Source organism: Luteibacter sp. HA06, assembly GCF_054061215.1.
This window is the reverse complement of sequence record NZ_JBSSDZ010000001.1, coordinates 3262518-3278732: the sequence shown is the minus strand read 5'-3', so window position 1 is coordinate 3278732 and position 16215 is coordinate 3262518. Positions and strand designations below refer to the sequence as shown.

At 63.6% G+C, this 16215-nt stretch carries 12 protein-coding genes and 1 tRNA gene; 10 read left to right on the top strand and 3 right to left on the bottom strand.

Features of this window, described 5'->3' with window-relative positions; genetic code table 11:
- Positions 1-31: 31 nt before the first annotated feature.
- Entirely contained in the window at positions 32-1036 is a 1005-nt protein-coding gene (gene gnd, locus ACVWWJ_RS15160; protein WP_456968521.1) for a phosphogluconate dehydrogenase (NAD(+)-dependent, decarboxylating), read from the bottom strand.
- A 224-nt stretch (positions 1037-1260) separates the two neighbouring features.
- On the opposite strand from gnd, the gene ACVWWJ_RS15155 reads away from it, so the two are divergent.
- The 5 genes from ACVWWJ_RS15155 to ACVWWJ_RS15135 all read left to right on the top strand — a co-directional run bounded on the left by ACVWWJ_RS15155 (position 1261) and on the right by ACVWWJ_RS15135 (position 8249).
- Positions 1261-1755, top strand: coding sequence for a pyridoxamine 5'-phosphate oxidase family protein (locus ACVWWJ_RS15155; RefSeq protein WP_456968520.1), 495 nt, complete (start codon positions 1261-1263; stop codon positions 1753-1755).
- A gap of 86 nt (positions 1756-1841) precedes the next feature.
- The gene (locus ACVWWJ_RS15150) at positions 1842-3794 is read left to right on the top strand and encodes a M1 family metallopeptidase (protein ID WP_456968519.1); all 1953 of its coding nucleotides are present in this window, start codon (positions 1842-1844) and stop codon (positions 3792-3794) included.
- 4 nt (positions 3795-3798) lie between these two features.
- Positions 3799-4437: a Pr6Pr family membrane protein gene (locus ACVWWJ_RS15145; RefSeq protein ID WP_456968518.1), complete on the top strand. Its 639-nt coding sequence runs from the start codon at positions 3799-3801 to the stop codon at positions 4435-4437.
- Between the two features lie 81 nt (positions 4438-4518).
- Complete coding sequence (locus tag ACVWWJ_RS15140; RefSeq protein WP_456968517.1) at positions 4519-6402, top strand: catalase; 1884 nt, start codon at positions 4519-4521, stop codon at positions 6400-6402.
- 14 nt (positions 6403-6416) lie between these two features.
- Positions 6417-8249: an ABC transporter ATP-binding protein gene (locus tag ACVWWJ_RS15135; RefSeq protein ID WP_159890610.1), complete on the top strand. Its 1833-nt coding sequence runs from the start codon at positions 6417-6419 to the stop codon at positions 8247-8249.
- 34 nt (positions 8250-8283) lie between these two features.
- Here the strand turns inward: ACVWWJ_RS15135 and ACVWWJ_RS15130 are convergent, their stop codons facing one another.
- Positions 8284-9162: a LysR substrate-binding domain-containing protein gene (locus tag ACVWWJ_RS15130; protein WP_456968516.1), complete on the bottom strand. Its 879-nt coding sequence runs from the start codon at positions 9160-9162 to the stop codon at positions 8284-8286.
- Between the two features lie 98 nt (positions 9163-9260).
- On the opposite strand from ACVWWJ_RS15130, the gene ACVWWJ_RS15125 reads away from it, so the two are divergent.
- Together ACVWWJ_RS15125 and ACVWWJ_RS15120 are read left to right on the top strand one after the other, a co-directional pair.
- A complete protein-coding gene (locus ACVWWJ_RS15125) occupies positions 9261-10163 on the top strand; it encodes a DMT family transporter (protein ID WP_456968515.1) in 903 nt (300 codons plus the stop codon).
- Between the two features lie 67 nt (positions 10164-10230).
- Positions 10231-11868, top strand: coding sequence for a serine hydrolase (locus ACVWWJ_RS15120; protein WP_456968514.1), 1638 nt, complete (start codon positions 10231-10233; stop codon positions 11866-11868).
- A gap of 80 nt (positions 11869-11948) precedes the next feature.
- Here the strand turns inward: ACVWWJ_RS15120 and ACVWWJ_RS15115 are convergent, their stop codons facing one another.
- Complete coding sequence (locus ACVWWJ_RS15115; protein WP_456968513.1) at positions 11949-14363, bottom strand: DUF3772 domain-containing protein; 2415 nt, start codon at positions 14361-14363, stop codon at positions 11949-11951.
- Between the two features lie 161 nt (positions 14364-14524).
- Between ACVWWJ_RS15115 and tpiA the strand changes: the two genes are divergently transcribed.
- From tpiA to ACVWWJ_RS15100, 3 genes are all read left to right on the top strand, one after another.
- Positions 14525-15277: a triose-phosphate isomerase gene (gene tpiA, locus ACVWWJ_RS15110; protein WP_456968512.1), complete on the top strand. Its 753-nt coding sequence runs from the start codon at positions 14525-14527 to the stop codon at positions 15275-15277.
- Positions 15278-15299: 22 nt separating this feature from the next.
- The gene (secG, locus tag ACVWWJ_RS15105) at positions 15300-15731 is read left to right on the top strand and encodes a preprotein translocase subunit SecG (RefSeq protein ID WP_456968511.1); all 432 of its coding nucleotides are present in this window, start codon (positions 15300-15302) and stop codon (positions 15729-15731) included.
- A gap of 33 nt (positions 15732-15764) precedes the next feature.
- Positions 15765-15849, top strand: a tRNA-Leu gene (locus ACVWWJ_RS15100).
- The last annotated feature ends 366 nt before the right edge of the window (positions 15850-16215 follow it).

Genomic DNA, 16215 nt, shown 5'->3' with positions numbered 1-16215 from the left:
GGCTCCGTTTTTTTATCAGCAGTGCTCGCTATCAGGAGTGCTCGCTTTCCTTCGGCGGCTTGCCGCGGCCTTCGATGTGACCACCGAAGCCCATGCGCATGGCCGAGAGGAGGCGCTCGGCGTAGGTGTGATCCTGGCGCGAACGGAAGCGGGCGAACAGGGCGGAGGTGAGCACCTCGGCCGGGACGGCTTCTTCGATCGCGGCGTTGACGGTCCAGCGGCCTTCGCCGGAGTCGTCGACGTAACCGGAGTAGTTCTCAAGCTCCGGGCCCTTGGCCAGCGCGCTGGCGGTCAGGTCGAGAAGCCAGGAAGACACCACACTGCCGCGACGCCAGACTTCGGCGATATCCGCCATGTCCAGGCTGTAACGCTCGCGCTCCGGAATCTGCTTACCGTCACGGTTCTTCAGGATGTCGAAGCCTTCCGCGAAGGCCTGCATCATGCCGTACTCGATGCCGTTGTGGATCATCTTGACGAAGTGGCCAGCGCCCGCCGGACCGGCGTGCATGTAGCCATTTTCCACGCGAGCATCACGGCCATCGCGGCTTTCCGTGCGCGGGATATCACCGGCGCCCGGGGCGAGGGTCTTGAAGATGGGGTCGAGGTAATCGACGGTGGCCTTGTCGCCACCGATCATCATGCAGTAGCCGCGATCCAGGCCCCACACGCCGCCGGACGTACCGACGTCGACGTAATGCTGGCCCTTGGCAGCGAGCTCTTCGGCGCGGCGGGCGTCGTCCTTGTAGAAGGTGTTGCCACCGTCGATGACGATGTCGTCCTTGCCGAGCAGGCCGCTGAGCGTGGCGATGGTGTTCTCGGTGATTTCGCCGGAAGGCAGCATCACCCAGATGATCTTCGGCGAGGGCAGGGCCTTGACCATGGCCTCGAGGGAGTCGACAGCTTCACCGCCGTCTTTGGCGAGCGTGGCACGCGCGTTGGCGTTATTGTCGTAGACCACGGTCTGGTGACCGTCCCTCATAAGGCGGCGGGCAATATTGCCGCCCATCTTGCCCAGTCCGATCAAGCCGATTTTCATGCGTGGGTTCCTCGATGAGTTCAACGTGGGGAATATGCGGATACCGTGGCGCGATGCAAGGTATACCTTGGGATGGGGCGCTCTAATCGGCGCTCCGGGGAGGATTCAGGTCCCCATGGTAAACCGCATGTGAGTCCGGCGTCTTCCCGGATGCCACTTCAGTTGACGGCCTCTTCAGCCACGGGATGGGAGCGTGGGGCTTCAAAGCCCACCTGGAGAGCGACATGGCCACTAATCGACAAGACGACAATGAAAAGATCTGGTCGCTGATCAAGGACGCCCGCGTTGCGATGCTGACCAGCGAGCGCGACGGTCGCCTCTACAGCCGTCCCATGGGCGCCTCGCAAAAGGAATTCGACGGCAGCCTCTGGTTCTTCACGCAGAAGAGCTCGCCAAAAGTGGCTGAAGTCGAGGCGCACCGCGAGGTCAACGTCTCCTACGCCAGCGCGGCGGATAATAGTTACATCTCGCTCTCGGGGCGTGCTGTCGTCGTCGAGGACCGCGCGGCGATCGACGCTCACTGGAACGAGTGGATCAAGACATGGTTCCCCGATGGCAAGGACGACCCGGACCTGGCCCTGATCCGCGTGGACGTGGACACCGCGGAATACTGGGATGGCCCGTCATCGAAGATGGTCGTCGCCTTTGACTACCTCAAGGCGCGCATGACGGGGAAGACGCCGGACATGGGGGAAAATCGCAAGATCGACGTGCGCTGACCCGACCCGCCTCCCTGACTTTCGGCACGGTAGAGGCGGGCTTCGTTTGCCGGTTACGCTGAGGGGTCGTCCCCAAGGTGCTACCGATGAAAAACGTTGCCCGCCTGTCGATCGCCAGCCTCGCCCTCGCGGGTTCGCTGGGCGCTTCGGCCGCGACTTTCGACCCGCGCGAGACCTTCGCGCCCTTTACGTATCCGCAGCAGGCCACGGCGTATCGCTCGGGCAGTGGCATGCCGGGCCCGCTGTTCTGGCAGAACCACGCGGACTACGAGCTCGCGGCGACGCTGGACCCGGTGAAGAACACCATGGTGGGCAAGGCGACCATCCACTACACCAACAACAGCCCGGACGCGCTCGACGTGCTCTGGCTGCAGATGGACCAGAACCGCTATACCGCTGATGCGCGCGGCAATTTCACCTCGGGCCGCACGCCGAAACAGCATACCGATGGCTATCGCGTCGCCACGGTGACCCTCGAGCAGGGTGGCAAGGCCGTCAGGGCCAGCTACGTCGTTGCTGATACGCGGATGCAGGTGCGTTTGCCCGAGCCCGTCGCGGCCCGCGGCGGCAAGGTCACGCTGACGATCGAATATTCTTACGATCTGCCGGGCGACTTCGGCGGCCGCACCGGTTTCGCGCCCTCGAAGAACGGCAACATCTACGAGATGGCGCAATGGTATCCGCGCATGTGCGTCTACGACGATCTGCGCGGATGGGACACCGCGCCCTTCCTCAACAGCGAGTTCTACCTCGAATACGGCGACTTCGATTACGCGATCACCGTACCGGCCAACATGATCGTCGCCGGTTCCGGTGAGCTGGTGAACCCGGAGGAGGTGCTCACCGCTGCGCAGCGCGAGCGCCTGGCCAAGGCACGCGACAGCGACGCGACGGTGATGATCCGCACGCCGGCCGAAGTCACCGACCCCGCCAGCCGTCCGGCCAGGACGGGCACGCTGACGTGGAAGTTCCGCATGAAGAACACTCGCGACGTCGCCTTCGGCGCCTCAACGGCTTACGTATGGGACGCGGCGCGGATCAATCTTCCCGAGGGGAAGAAGGCGCTGGCGATGTCCGTCTACCCCTTCGAGAGCGTCGGTAACGATTCCTGGGGCCGCTCCACGGAGTACCTGAAGGCCTCCGTCGAGCACTTCTCCACTAAGTGGTACCCGTATCCGTACCCCGTCGCGGTCAATGAGGCGGGTTCCGCCGCCAGCGGCATGGAGTATCCGGGCATCGTCTTCGATCCGATGAAGGCCCCGGCCAAGCCGCTGCATATGGTCACCGCGCACGAGATCGGTCACACCTGGTTCCCGATGATCGTCGGCACCGACGAGCGCCGTAACGCGTGGATGGACGAAGGCTTCAACACGTTCATCGACGTTTACGAGGCGGACGCGTTCCACCATGGCGAGTTCGCGCCCAAGCGTGACAGCGAATATTCGCCGAAGGGCGGCAACCCGGTGGACGAGATCCTCCCGTTGCTGGCTGACCCCGATGCACCGAACCTGCTGATCGGTGCGGACATGGTCAAGGAGAAGTACCGTCATCCTGCCACGTACTTCAAGGCGGCCCTCGGGTTGGTGTTACTCCGCGAGCAGATCATCGGACCGGAGCGTTTCGATCCGGCGTTCCGCAAGTACATCGCTACCTGGGCGTATCACCATCCCTCGCCGTCGGACTTCTTCCGTCTGATGGAAAGCGAGGCGGGCGAAGACCTTTCATGGTTCTGGCGTGGCTGGTATGCGAACAACTGGCAGCTGGACATGGCGATCACCAAGGTCGATGGTTCGGTCGTTACCATCGAGAACCGCGATCAGCTGGTCATGCCGGCAACGCTGCGGGTCACTTTCGACGACAAGACGACCAGCGATATCCGCGTGCCGGTGGAAACCTGGCAGCAGCACAAGAGCTTCGACCTGACCGTACCCGGTGGGCGAAAGATCGTCGCCGCGACGATCGATCCGGATCACGTGATTCCGGATCGTGACCGCTCGAACAACAGCTGGGCCGTCACTGCCGCCGGCAAGGGCGGCTGAGACCATGTCGCCACGCACGGCCACGATTTCGAATCTCTATGCGATCGTTGTCGCGGCCGTCGCGTGGCCGGCGTTGATGCTGCAGTACTGGTTGATCCTGTGGTCGGGCCCGATGCCCTATGCCACGGTGCGCTACTTCAGTTTCTTCACCATCCTGTCGAACGTACTGGTCGGCCTGGTCGCCGCGTCTGCGGCGACGGGCGGTAACTGGGCCCCGCTGCGCTTCTGGCGGAGGCCACGCGTGCGCGGGCTCGCCGCACTGTGTATCGCGGTGACCTGCCTCATCTACGCAACGGTGCTCGCCGGACGTTTCCACCTCCAGGGTCCACAGCTTGTCGCTGACCGCGCGCTGCATTACGTCGTGCCGTTCCTTTATCTTTTCTGGTGGACCGTGCTCCTGCCTCACGGCACGTTGGTGTGGCGTGATGCATTTCGCTGGCTGCTGTTTCCGTTGATATATCTCGTCTGGACGCTGCTGCGCGGCGCTGTCGTGCATGAGTATCCATACCCCTTCATGGACGTCGATCACCTCGGGTATGGCGCCGTGTCGATAAACGCCCTGGGCGTCGCCGTGGTGTTTGCTGTACTGGGTTTGGGTCTCGTAGCAATCGACAGGGCACTGGCCCGACGCACCAGCACATAGCATAAATCTTGCTTTGCATTGACCCTCGATTCACGAAGGCACTGCCATAACCGACCTGCTGCCGTAGGCATGAGGTCCGTCATGAGCAAGCCGCCGTTCGATGCTTCTGCACTGCACGAGAGGTTCGATCGGTTCGATCACGCGCGTCAGCCGGAGCGTGTGGTCAATGCACGTGGCGCCGGCGCCCACGGCTATTTCGAAGCCTATGAATCCATGGTGTCTCTCACCCGCGCGGACTTCCTCAAAGAGCGCGGGCGGCGCACGCCGGTCTTCGTCCGTTTCTCCACCGTGTCCGGCTTTCGCGGGTCCAGCGATCTCGCGCGAGACGTGCGCGGCTTTGCCGTCAAGTTCTACACGGAGGAGGGCAACTACGATCTGGTTGGCAACAACATGCCCGTCTTCTTCGTGCAGGATGCGACGGCCTTTCCCGACCTGATCCAGGCGGCCAAGCCCGACGTTCGCAGCGAGATGCCGCAAGCTGCCACGGCGCAGGACTCGTACTGGTCCTTCATAAGCCGTCTACCCGAGTCCATGCACATGATCATGTGGGCAATGTCGGACCGCGCCATTCCGCGTAGCTACCGGATGATGGAAGGGTTCGGCGTGCACACGTTTCGCCTGGTGAACGCGGCCGGCGAGGGGCACTTCGTCAAGTTTCACTGGAAGCCGGTGCTCGGCATGCATGCGGTCACGTGGGACGAAGCCACGAAGATCTCGGGAAACGACCCGGACTTTCACCGTCGCGATCTGTTCGACGCCATCGACGCCGGTGACTTCCCGGAATGGGAGTTCGGCGTGCAGGTGGTCGATGAAAAAGACAGGCACGCCTTCGACTTCGACCTCCTCGATCCCACCAAGCTGATCCCGGAAGAAGTCGTACCGGTGCGGTTGATCGGCAAGCTCGTACTCGATCGCAATCCGCATAACTATTTCGCGGAGACCGAGCAGGTGGTGTTTCATCCCGGTCACGTCGTGCCGGGTATCGATCTGACCGATGATCCGCTTTTGCAGGGCAGGGTCGCGGCTTATGCGCATGCGCAGGACGCCCGGATGAGAGGCGTCGATAGCGCCGATCTGCCGATCAACCGCAGTACTGCGTCCGCATCCGGGCACGCTCGGCCGCATGGTCACGGCCGTGAGGTGCGCAGCGATGCCTTCCTCGATCACTTCACGCAGGCACGCATGTTCCTGCACAGCCAGTCGGAGCCCGAGTACAACCACATCTGCCATGCTTTCGAGTTCGAGTTGGGGAAGGTGCAGTCGCCGACGGTACGTGAGCGCATGCTCTTCATGCTCGCCCAGGTGGACGCGGACATGGCGGCAAGCGTAGGCAAGGGTCTGGGCATGCCTGTGCCGCGCAAGGGCGCCGGCCCACTCAATGGGCGCATACCGGTGGGCGTGGATCCCATGAAACTGCAGCCCCGGCCGGCACGCGATGTACCCGCGTCGCCTGCGCTGAGCATGGCCAACGGGCGCAAGCACGGGGTCGCCACGCGCAAGGTGGCGGTACTGCTCGCCGACGGCTACGACCGTGGGGACCTGGCCACGATGCGCAAGGCCCTCGAGAGCGCTGGCGCCTGGGTCAAAATCGTTGCGCCGCAATTGGGCGCGATTCCTTCGCACCACGATACGGTGGAGGCGGATTTCAGCTTCCGCACAGGTGATTCTGTCCTTTTCGACGCGATCTACATCCCCGGTGGCCGAAGAAGCGTCGACGCGCTCAAGCGGCATGGCGAGGTCGGTGATTTTGTCCGGGACAGCTGGCGCCACTGCAAACCGATCGCCGCGAGCGGGGCTGGCGCGGAGTTGCTGGAAGGTTTGCCCGGGGTTCCGTCCGGCAAGGGCAAGCTGCGCGCGGCGCATGGCGTGGTGGTCATGGCCGGCAAGGCCAGCGAGGACATGACCGGCGCGTTCCTGCAGGCCATTGCCGGCGGCCGCCACTGGGCACGTGAAACGCTGGCCTGAGCTAGAATAAGCGCATGATATTCCGCTGGTTCGAATCCCTGATCGACATCTTCCGCGAGGCGCCGGACAAGGCGCCACCGAAGGGTGTCGTGCGTTTCTACATCTACTATCTGCGCCAGGTGTGGAAGATCTTCGCCGTCGCGCTCATCGTCGGCCTTGCCGTCGCGTTGATCGAGGTCGCGTTGTTCGACTTCCTTGGCCGGGTGGTCGACATGGCCCAGAAGACGCCGGCAGCGGTGTTCTTCCAGACGCACGGCACGACCCTGCTCTGGATGGCCTTCGTCGTGGTGGTGCTGCGTCCGGTCTCCATCGGATTGCACGACCTGCTGGTGAACCAGACCCTCAACCCCGGCATGACCAACCTGATTCGTTGGCAGCACCATCGCTACGTCCTGAAGCAGAGCCTGTCGTTTTTCCAGAACGATTTCGCTGGCCGCATCGCGAACCGCATCATGCAGACCGCGCCGTCGTTACGGGAATCCGCCGTTCAGGTCGTCGATGCGATGTGGTACGTCACGGTCTACGCCGGCACGTCGGTCTACCTGTTCGCCAAGGCCGACGTGCTGCTGGCGCTGCCGCTGGTCCTCTGGATCGCGTGCTACATCGGCATGCTCGTCTTCTTTGTGCCGCGAGTGAAGGAGCGCTCCTGGAAAGCGTCCGAAGCACGTTCGAAGCTGATGGGACGTATCGTCGACGGTTACAGCAACGTCATGACGCTCAAGCTCTTCGCGCATACCAACCGCGAGGAAGCCTATGCACGCGAGGCCATGCTCGAGCAGACCGACAAGGTGCGCTCGTCCAATCGCATGATCACCTCGATGGATTTCTCGATTACCTCGCTCAACGGCCTGCTCATTGCCGGGACCAGTGCCCTCGCGCTCTGGTTGTGGTCGCGAGGTACGGTGTCGACGGGACAGGTGGCACTTTCCGTAGGCCTGGTGATCCGCATCAACAACATGTCCGGGTGGATCATGTGGGTGGTCAACGGTATTTTCGACAACGTCGGTACCGTGCAGGACGGCATCACCACGCTCGCGCAGGAGCGCACCGTGGTCGATCGCGACGACGCCAAGCCGCTGGTCGTGACCAAGGGCGAAGTCCGCTTCGACGACATCCACTTTCATTACGGCAAGGCGGGCGGCGTCATCGGCGGGCTGGATCTGATCGTCCGCGCGGGCGAGAAAATCGGCCTGGTTGGCCCCTCGGGCGCCGGCAAGTCCACCCTGATGAACGTGATGCTGCGCCTGTACGATCTCGAGGAAGGCCACATTCTCATCGACGGCCAGGACATCGCGAAGGTCGCCCAGGAGTCGCTGCGTTCGAATATCGGCGTGGTGACGCAGGATACCTCGCTGCTGCACCGGTCGATTCGCGACAACCTGCTCTACGGTCGCCCCGACGCTACCGAAGCCGAGATGTTCGAAGCCGTCCGCAAGGCGCGTGCGGACGAGTTCGTGCCCTTGTTGTCGGACGGCGAAGGCCGCACCGGCTACGACGCGCATGCGGGCGAGCGCGGGGTGAAGCTTTCGGGCGGACAACGTCAGCGCATCGCCATCGCGCGCGTGCTTCTGAAAGATGCCCCGATTCTCGTGCTCGATGAGGCCACCTCGGCCCTCGATTCCGAGGCCGAAGCGGCCATTCAGGAAAGCCTTGAAACGCTGATGCAGGGCAAGACGGTGATCGCCATCGCACATCGTCTTTCCACCATCGCGCGGATGGATCGCCTCGTGGTCATGGAGCACGGTGCCATCGTCGAGACCGGTACGCATGCCGAGCTCATTGCGCGCGGTGGCCTGTATGCCCGCCTTTGGGCGCACCAGACGGGTGGGTTCGTCGGCGTGACGTAATGCCGTCGGTGGATGGGCGCCCCGAAGTCGTCAGTCAGGTGCGCGGCTCCAGCGTCTCGCGCTCCGCCCAGGCAATGAATGCCAGTGCGGCGGCCGTCGGCGGCCGGTGTGCCGAGTGCACCAGGTAGTAGGCGTAGCGCGTCGGCAGCTCGGGTCCGGGCAGACGGACCAGTCGCCCATCGGCCAGGTGGGCCGACGCGAGCCGCGTACGTGCCAGCACCGCACCCAACCCGGAAGCAGCGGCATTGAGGCCATCGGCCGAATCGCTCAGCGTGTGCATGGTGCCGCCGCGCGGATAACGCACCCCCGCTGCCTTGAACCATTCGCGCCAGCCTTCCGGCGCGATGTCGGTGAGCAAGGGCAGGGTGGCGACGTCCTCGGGCGACGTGATCCGGGTAGCCAGTTCCGGTGACGCCAGTGGCTGCAGTGAGTCGTCCATGAGGAAGCGCGCCGTCAGCCCGGGCCACTGGCCCAGGCCGTAGCGAATTCCCAGATCGGGCCCGCCTTCATCGAAGCGGACAAGCGAGCGATCGGTATCGATCGACAGGCGTACGGTGGGGTGCGCGTCGATGAAGCGTCGCAGCCGCGGCGTGAGCCAGTTGGCCGCCAGCGACGGCAGAACGCTCAGGCGCAACCCGTTATCGCGCCGGTGCTGCCGAAGGCTGTCGAGCACGGCTTCAACCTCGGCCAGGGCGGAGCCCGCCGCATCAGCAAGGAGCCTGCCTTCCGGGGTCAGCGCCACGCCACGGGCATGGCGCTGGAACAGGCTCACTCCCAGTGCGGTTTCGAGCTTGCGCACGTGATGGCTGACGGCGCTCGCGGTGAGGTGCAGCTCTTCCGCCGCATGAGCGAAATTCTGGTGTCGGGCGGCGGAGGCGAACGCGGCAAGTGCCGGAAGGAGGGCGGATCGCATAGGAGGGCTGAATAATATGAGAGGCTGGCTTGCAAAGAATGCGCTTGTCCAGCGCGCCATTCCAGCGAAAATGGAGGCTAGCCACAAGTGAGGTTCGTATGTCGACCGCCATCAATCCTCCCGCCGATTCCCTGGGTCCGGTCGCCGAACGCGACTGGCGCACGCCGGTCGAACTCGTCTCCCTCGGCGCCATCTGGGGCGGGTCCTTCCTTTTCATGCGCGTCGCCGCCAAGGATTTCGGCCCCTTCCCGATGGTGGCCACGCGTCTCCTTTTTGGCTCGGTGATCCTTCTGCCCCTGCTTTGGAAGGCCCGCAAGGCAGTTCGCCTCTCACACCTTTGGAAAATGCTCGCGCTCGGTGCATTGAGCGCAGCTGTCCCGTTCACCCTGTTTGCCTGGGGCGCGGAGCGCGCGCCGGCCGGTATCGGCGCCATCGCCAACAGCATGACGGTGCTCTTCGCTGCGCTGGTCGCCTTCATCGGCTTCGGCGAAAAGATTGGTACGCGTAAGGCCATCGCCCTGGTCGCCGGTTTCGTCGGCGTGGTCATTCTCGCCAGCGGCCGCACGGCGGGTGAGAACGTCGCTCCCGCCGCACTCGCCGGCGCGGCGGCTTCGTTCTGCTATGGGCTCGCGGCCAACCTGATCAAACGCTATCTCTCCGACCTGCCGCCCACGGCCGTTGCAGCGGGGTGCCTGCTTGGCGCAACCGTCCTGATGGCACCACTGGCTGCACTGACCTGGCCGGATGCGCCTATTCCGACCAAGTCATGGATCGCCGTCGTCGCCCTTGGCGTTCTCTCGACGGGACTGGCGTATGCCTTCTACTTCCGCCTGATCCAGCGCATCGGGGCCCCGCGCGCAGCGACCTCAACCTATCTCGTGCCGCTGTTCGGCGTGGCATGGGCCTGGATGTTCCTTGGCGAAGCCCTCACCCCCACAATGGCCCTTGCCGGCGCGATCATTCTCGGCAGCGTGCTCTTCAGTCAGAAGAGCAAGGGCTGACAGGGTCTTTCGCGGATCGTCGCGGCATGGAATAGTCCCGGCACGTTCTTTCCTGTCGGGACTCTCCATGCCGCGTCTTCGCTATCTCCTCGCCTTCGGCGTCACCAGCTTCGCCTTCGCGCTTGCCGCGTCGGCCCAGGAGGCGCAGCCGGTGCAGCAGGTGCCTGCCGGCACGGTTGCCCGTCCGATGGATCTCGCTGACTTCGACGACTATGTCGATGCCACGCGCAAGCAGTTCGATGTGCCGGGTATCGCGGTAGCCATCGTCAAGGACGGCAAGATCGTGCTCGAGATGGGCTCCGGCGTACGCAAGCTGGGCGACCCGGCCAGGGTGGATGCGCATACGCAGTTCGCCATCGCTTCCAATACCAAGGCGTTCACCGCCGCCTCGTTGTCGATCCTCGCCGACGAGAAGAAGCTGGACATGAACGATCGCGTGGTCGACCGGCTGCCCTGGTTCCAGATGTCCGACCCGTACGTAACGCGCGAGATGCGTATCCGCGATCTGCTCGCGCATCGTAGCGGCCTCAGTCTCGGCGCCGGTGACCTTCTGTACTGGCCGGCGACGACCTACACAACGCAGGAAGTGGTGCAGCGTCTGCGTTACGTGCCGCTGACCAACAGTTTCCGCGCCGAGTACAACTACGACAACATTCTCTTTGCCGTCGCTGGCCTGGTCATCGAACAGGTGTCGGGCAAGCCCTGGGCCGACTTCATCACCCAGCGCATCTTCACCCCGCTAGGCATGACCGAATCGCAGACACACGCACCCGATCACATCGGTGCGGGCGACGACATTGCCACGGGCCACGCCAAGTTCGACTTCAAGGACCTCAAGCCGGTCGCGCCGATGTCCTGGAACAACAATCAGGCCGCTGGCGGCATCTACTCCAGCGTGCACGACCTCTCCAAGTGGATGACCGTGCAGCTCGACGGTGGTGTCTACAAGGACAGCGCAGGCAAGGAACAGCACCTGTTCAGCGCGGCGCGGCAGAACGAAATGTGGTCCCTGCTTACGCCCATCCGTATCTCCGAGCCGAGCGTGCCGGAGTTGAAAGGCGCCAAGCCGAACTTCTCGGGCTACGGCGAAGGCTGGTTCGTTTCCGATTACCGCGGCCACAAGCTGGTCTGGCATACGGGCGGCTGGCCGGGCATGGTTTCGCGCGTCACGCTCGTTCCTGACCTGAAGCTGGGTATCGTGGTGTTGACGAACCAGGAATCCGGTGCGGCCTTCCAGGCCGTGACGATGCGCGCACTCGATGCGTACATGGAAGCGCCGAAGACCGACTGGATCGCCGCGTATGCCGCTGGCGTGCGCAAGTCCGAAGGCAACGCGGACGACAGCATGAAGAAGCACGAAGCGGCACGCGCGAAGGGTTCGAAGCCCTCGCTCCCGCTGGACGGCTATGTCGGCACGTATCGCGATCCCTGGTATGGCGACGTCAAGGTGAGCAAGCAGGGCGGCAAGCTGGTGATGAGCTTTAGCAAGACCGCCCAGCTCACCGGCACCCTCGATCCCTGGCAGCACGACACCTTCATCGCACACTGGAGCGATCGCTCGCTCAACGGCGACGCGTTCGTTAACTTCAACCTGGATGCAGACGGGAAGGTAAGGGAAGTGCGGATGGAGCCGGTGTCTCCGCTGACCGACTTCAGCTTCGACTTCCAGGATTTGCGGCTTGTGCCGGTTGAGGCTTCCAAGTAAAAGCATCGCCGCTGAAGCGGCTCCCACATGGCACGCGCTCTGTGTGGGAGCCGCTTCAGCGGCGAAAGGGTGCTAGCCCATCACCCCGCCGGATCATCCGTCGACGCCTTAGGCGCCGAATCGGCCGTCGGCCCCACGATATCCGACATGTTCCCGCCGCCACGCAACACCAGGTCCTGCGGCCGCAGCAACGGGATATCCGAACTGCGCAAGCGTGCAATGATGTCGAACAGCAAATCGCTCTTCACGTTTCCCACGTCGCGCGGCCCGCCCACATAGCACGTCAGCGAGAATGTCATCGCCGCGCGGTCGATGTTATCCAGCGTCACCGACGGCGCCGGCGTCTCCAGCACCTGCTTGTGCTTGTGCATGGACTCGAGCATGTGCTCGCGCGCTTCCATCGGATCCGTATCGAGCGGCATCGGCAGCTTGATCAACACGCGACCCTGCGGATTAGCCATGGTCATGTTGCGCACGGGCTTGGTGATGAATGACGAGTTCGGCACGATGATCGTCGAACGGTCGGCCACCTGGATTTCCGTAGCACGCACGTTGATGCGGCGGATATCACCCTCGGCATCGTCGAGCACCACCCAGTCGCCCACCTTCACTGGCCGCTCCGCCAGCAGGATCAGGCCCGAGATGAAGTTCGAGACGATCGCTTGCAAACCAAAACCGATACCCACGGAGAGGGCGGAAGCCACCCACGCCACGTTCTGTACCGAAAGTCCCATCGCCAGTAGGGCGATCGCCACGACGATGACGACACCGACATAGCCCAGCAGCGTCGTCAACGAGCTGCGCATGCCGGGATCGAGGTTGGTCCGCGGCAGGTACTGCTCGGACATCCAGTTCTTGATCACGCGTACGGCGAGCAGGCCGAGGAAGAAGAGGCCGATCGCCGTGAGGATCTGGTCCGGCTTGAACTCGAAGTTGTAGATCTTCAGCGTCTGCAGCTTGGTGCCGAGCGTGAGGATGTCCGACGCACCGGCGCCGAAGCCCGAGATGACCGCGACGAGGCCGAACATGAAGAGGCCCAGGCGCACGATGCCCGAGAGCAACACACCTGCCTGGTCGAGCAGGCGCGGATGCGTGCCGAAGATGGCCTGCGCACGCGCGCTCATCGGGCCCTTCTCGGACAGCAACGTCTCGAACAGATCGTCGACCAGGCGCATCGCCAGATACGTGGCCGAGAGCACGATGATCGTCCACACCACCTGGCCCGCCATGAACGAGGCGAAGGCGACAAAGCCGGTGAGCAGGCCGATCCACGAGGCGACGATGGCGATCCACGCCGCTGCGATAAACAGGCTGGCCCAGATCGGACGAGGCGCTGGCGCATCGCCGTCTTCGTTGACGACATGATGCGAGCGGCTCAGTCGCACCAGTCCGATCGCCGTGAGTGAGGTGAGTACGAGTGCCTGCAGGCTGCTCGTCATCACCGTGGCAGCGAGGCTGGTGCCGATCGTGCGGTTCAGTTCCTTGAGGAAGTAGAACAACACCACGGCCAGCGAGAACAGCATCGGGAAGCGACGCAGGCTGAGTGCCGTTTCGTCGGAGATGGCGGGCAGGCGCCACGACGGCCGCTTGGCCGAAATCAGGGCGCGGCCGAGACCGGCGATGAAGGCGCCGAAGAAGATGATGCGCACGAGGGCCTTGGCCATCGTGTCCGTGTCGTCGCTGAAGGTCTCGTCCCAGTTCAGGCCGAGATAAAGCAGCTGGGTGCCGAGGCCGGTGGTGAGCGCCGAGGTCAGCGTGATACCGAGGATGAGGGCGGAGCGGCGCAGGCGGCCCGGGGGCATGCGGTTCGCCGTAAGGTGGCGAGCGCGCTGCTCAAGATAGAAGCGCACGCCCGTCATCAGCAGGACGCCGAACAGCACGCAGATGATCAGGGCGACGCGGTTCCCGTCCGTCCAGCTCTTGACCAGATCGACCTTCACGCCACCGCCGAAGTCGCTCAGGTTGGCCGAATCGCGAGGAAACGCTTTCGCCGGCTCCGACCAGAATGGACGCGAAAATGGCGATGCTGTCCTCCGGGAGAGGAATTGCTGGAACCGAATGCGGCGCAGGTCGGCCAGCTGGCTGGTGGTCTGCTGTGCCTCCAGCGTGATGCCGTCGGCCTGCTTGATCTGTGCATCGACCGCGTCGAAGGCCTTCTGGGCGTCCTTGCGCGTGGCAGCCAGCTCCGGTGGCTCCTTGGTCCCGGTCGCCGGGGCGGGGCCAAGCTGGTCGAGGCGCGCCTTGGCCGCATCGCGGTTGGGCGAGAGCGAACCAGACACTTTCTGCGACTTCGTGGCGACGTCGCCGGCCTTGCCGCGGAGGTCGTCGATCACCGAATCGGTGATGTTGTCGTCCTTCATCCCCTTCTCGATCTGGTCGAGCTGGGTGCGTAGATCACCGATCTGCTTGCCCGGGTCGTCGTCCGGCGCTTGCGCGAAGGCGGCGACCGAGACGGTCAGAAGGAGGGCGGTAAAGAAAATTCTCAGGGTTCGCATGCGGGGATCATCGAAGGCGGGACGGGGCAGGTCAATTGCGAGGGTTATGCGATACCCTCGGTGAACGTCGTGTTCGGCGGCCTTTTGCGGCGTTGCAGCTTTTGCCGCCGGGCCAGCCGCCGCTATCCTGCCGCCCCTTGGCCCCGCCCGGAAGCAATCCCATGCGCAAGAAGCTCGTCGCCGGTAACTGGAAGATGCACGGATCGCGCAAGATGGCCGATGGCCTGGTCCGCGAGATCGTCGAGGGCCTGGAAGACGGCGTCGACGTGCTGGTGATCCCGCCGATCATCTACCTGGCCGACCTGGTCCATAAATACGGTGATCGCGGCCTGGGCTTCGGCGCACAGACGATTTCCGAGCATCCCGAGCAGGGCGCCTACACTGGCGAGATATCCGCGGCGATGGTCCGCGACGTCGGTGCCAAGTGGACCCTCGTCGGCCATTCCGAGCGCCGCCAGTACTATCACGAGACCGACGCGCTGCTGTCGAAGAAGTTCAGGACGGCATGCGATGCGGGCCTTACTCCTATCTATTGCGTAGGTGAGACGCACGAAGAGCACGAGGCGGACAGGGCCGAAGAGGTCATCGGCCGCCAGCTAGCCGCCGTGATCGACGTCTATGGCGTGGAGGCTTTCCGTACCGGCGTGATCGCCTATGAGCCGGTCTGGGCCATTGGCACGGGCCTCACGGCCACCCCGGAGAAGGTGCAAAAAATTCATGCGTTCATCCGTAGCCAAGTGGCAAAAAAGGATGTTAATATCTCGCTCCTGACCCGGGTGCTTTACGGTGGCAGCGTCAAGCCGGCCAATGCGGCCGACCTTTTCGCCCAGCCTGATGTAGACGGGGGATTGATCGGCGGAGCCGCTCTCGTAGCCTCCGACTTCCTGGAAATTTGCGCCGCGGCGCGTCGATAACGCGACACGGCAAACAGAAGATATGTTCATCCTCTTCAGCGTTCTTTACATCCTTGTAGCTGCGGCGATGATCGTGCTGATTCTTATGCAGCGCGGCGCTGGTGCGGATGCAGGTTCCGGTTTCGGTGGCGGCGCGTCCGCAACCGTGTTCGGTGCACGTGGTTCGTCGAGCTTCATGACGCGCGCCACGGCGGTCCTGGCGGCACTATTCTTCGTGCTGAGCCTGGGCATGGGTATCTACCTCGGTCGCTCGGGCACGCCCCAGCCGGCCGCGGATCTTGGCGTGATGTCCGGTGCTACCGTGCCGGCCGCTCCCGCCAACACCGCTCCGGTGAAGCCGGTCGCGTCGGACGTGCCGCAGGCACCCGTCGTTACCGCCCCGGCAGCGAACAACGATGTTCCGGCCGCGAAGCAGGAAGCCAACAAGGCTCCCGCCGAGCCGGCCAAGAAGTAAATCAGCAACACTGCAACACGCTGTAAAAGTTATGCCCAGGTGGCGGAATTGGTAGACGCACTACCTTGAGGTGGTAGCGGCTTAGGCTGTGGGGGTTCGAGTCCCCCCTTGGGCACCAACACAGATCCGGAGACCTCACCGGATCGCAGAGAAACCCGCGAAAGCGGGTTTTTTTGTGGGCGTTCGGCAGGACGACATTCACAGCGGGAAGGTGACGAGAACCGTAAAACATCGGCATGCCCGATGAGCGGTCAGCGTGATATCAGAATCCCGTGGTCTGCACACCACGAAAGGGCAACAGCAATTGCGATAAGGGCACAGCCGAGCGCCATCACGTACGCCAATCTCCGTCCGCTCCGGCGTGTCATCTGTGGAGGCCCACTTGGTACGCAGCGCGAGTCAAGCGAACTGGCACGTAGATTTATCTCAGAACGCTCGATGAATTGCCACGGCCAGTACACGAGACGTCACTATCAGTAAGCGA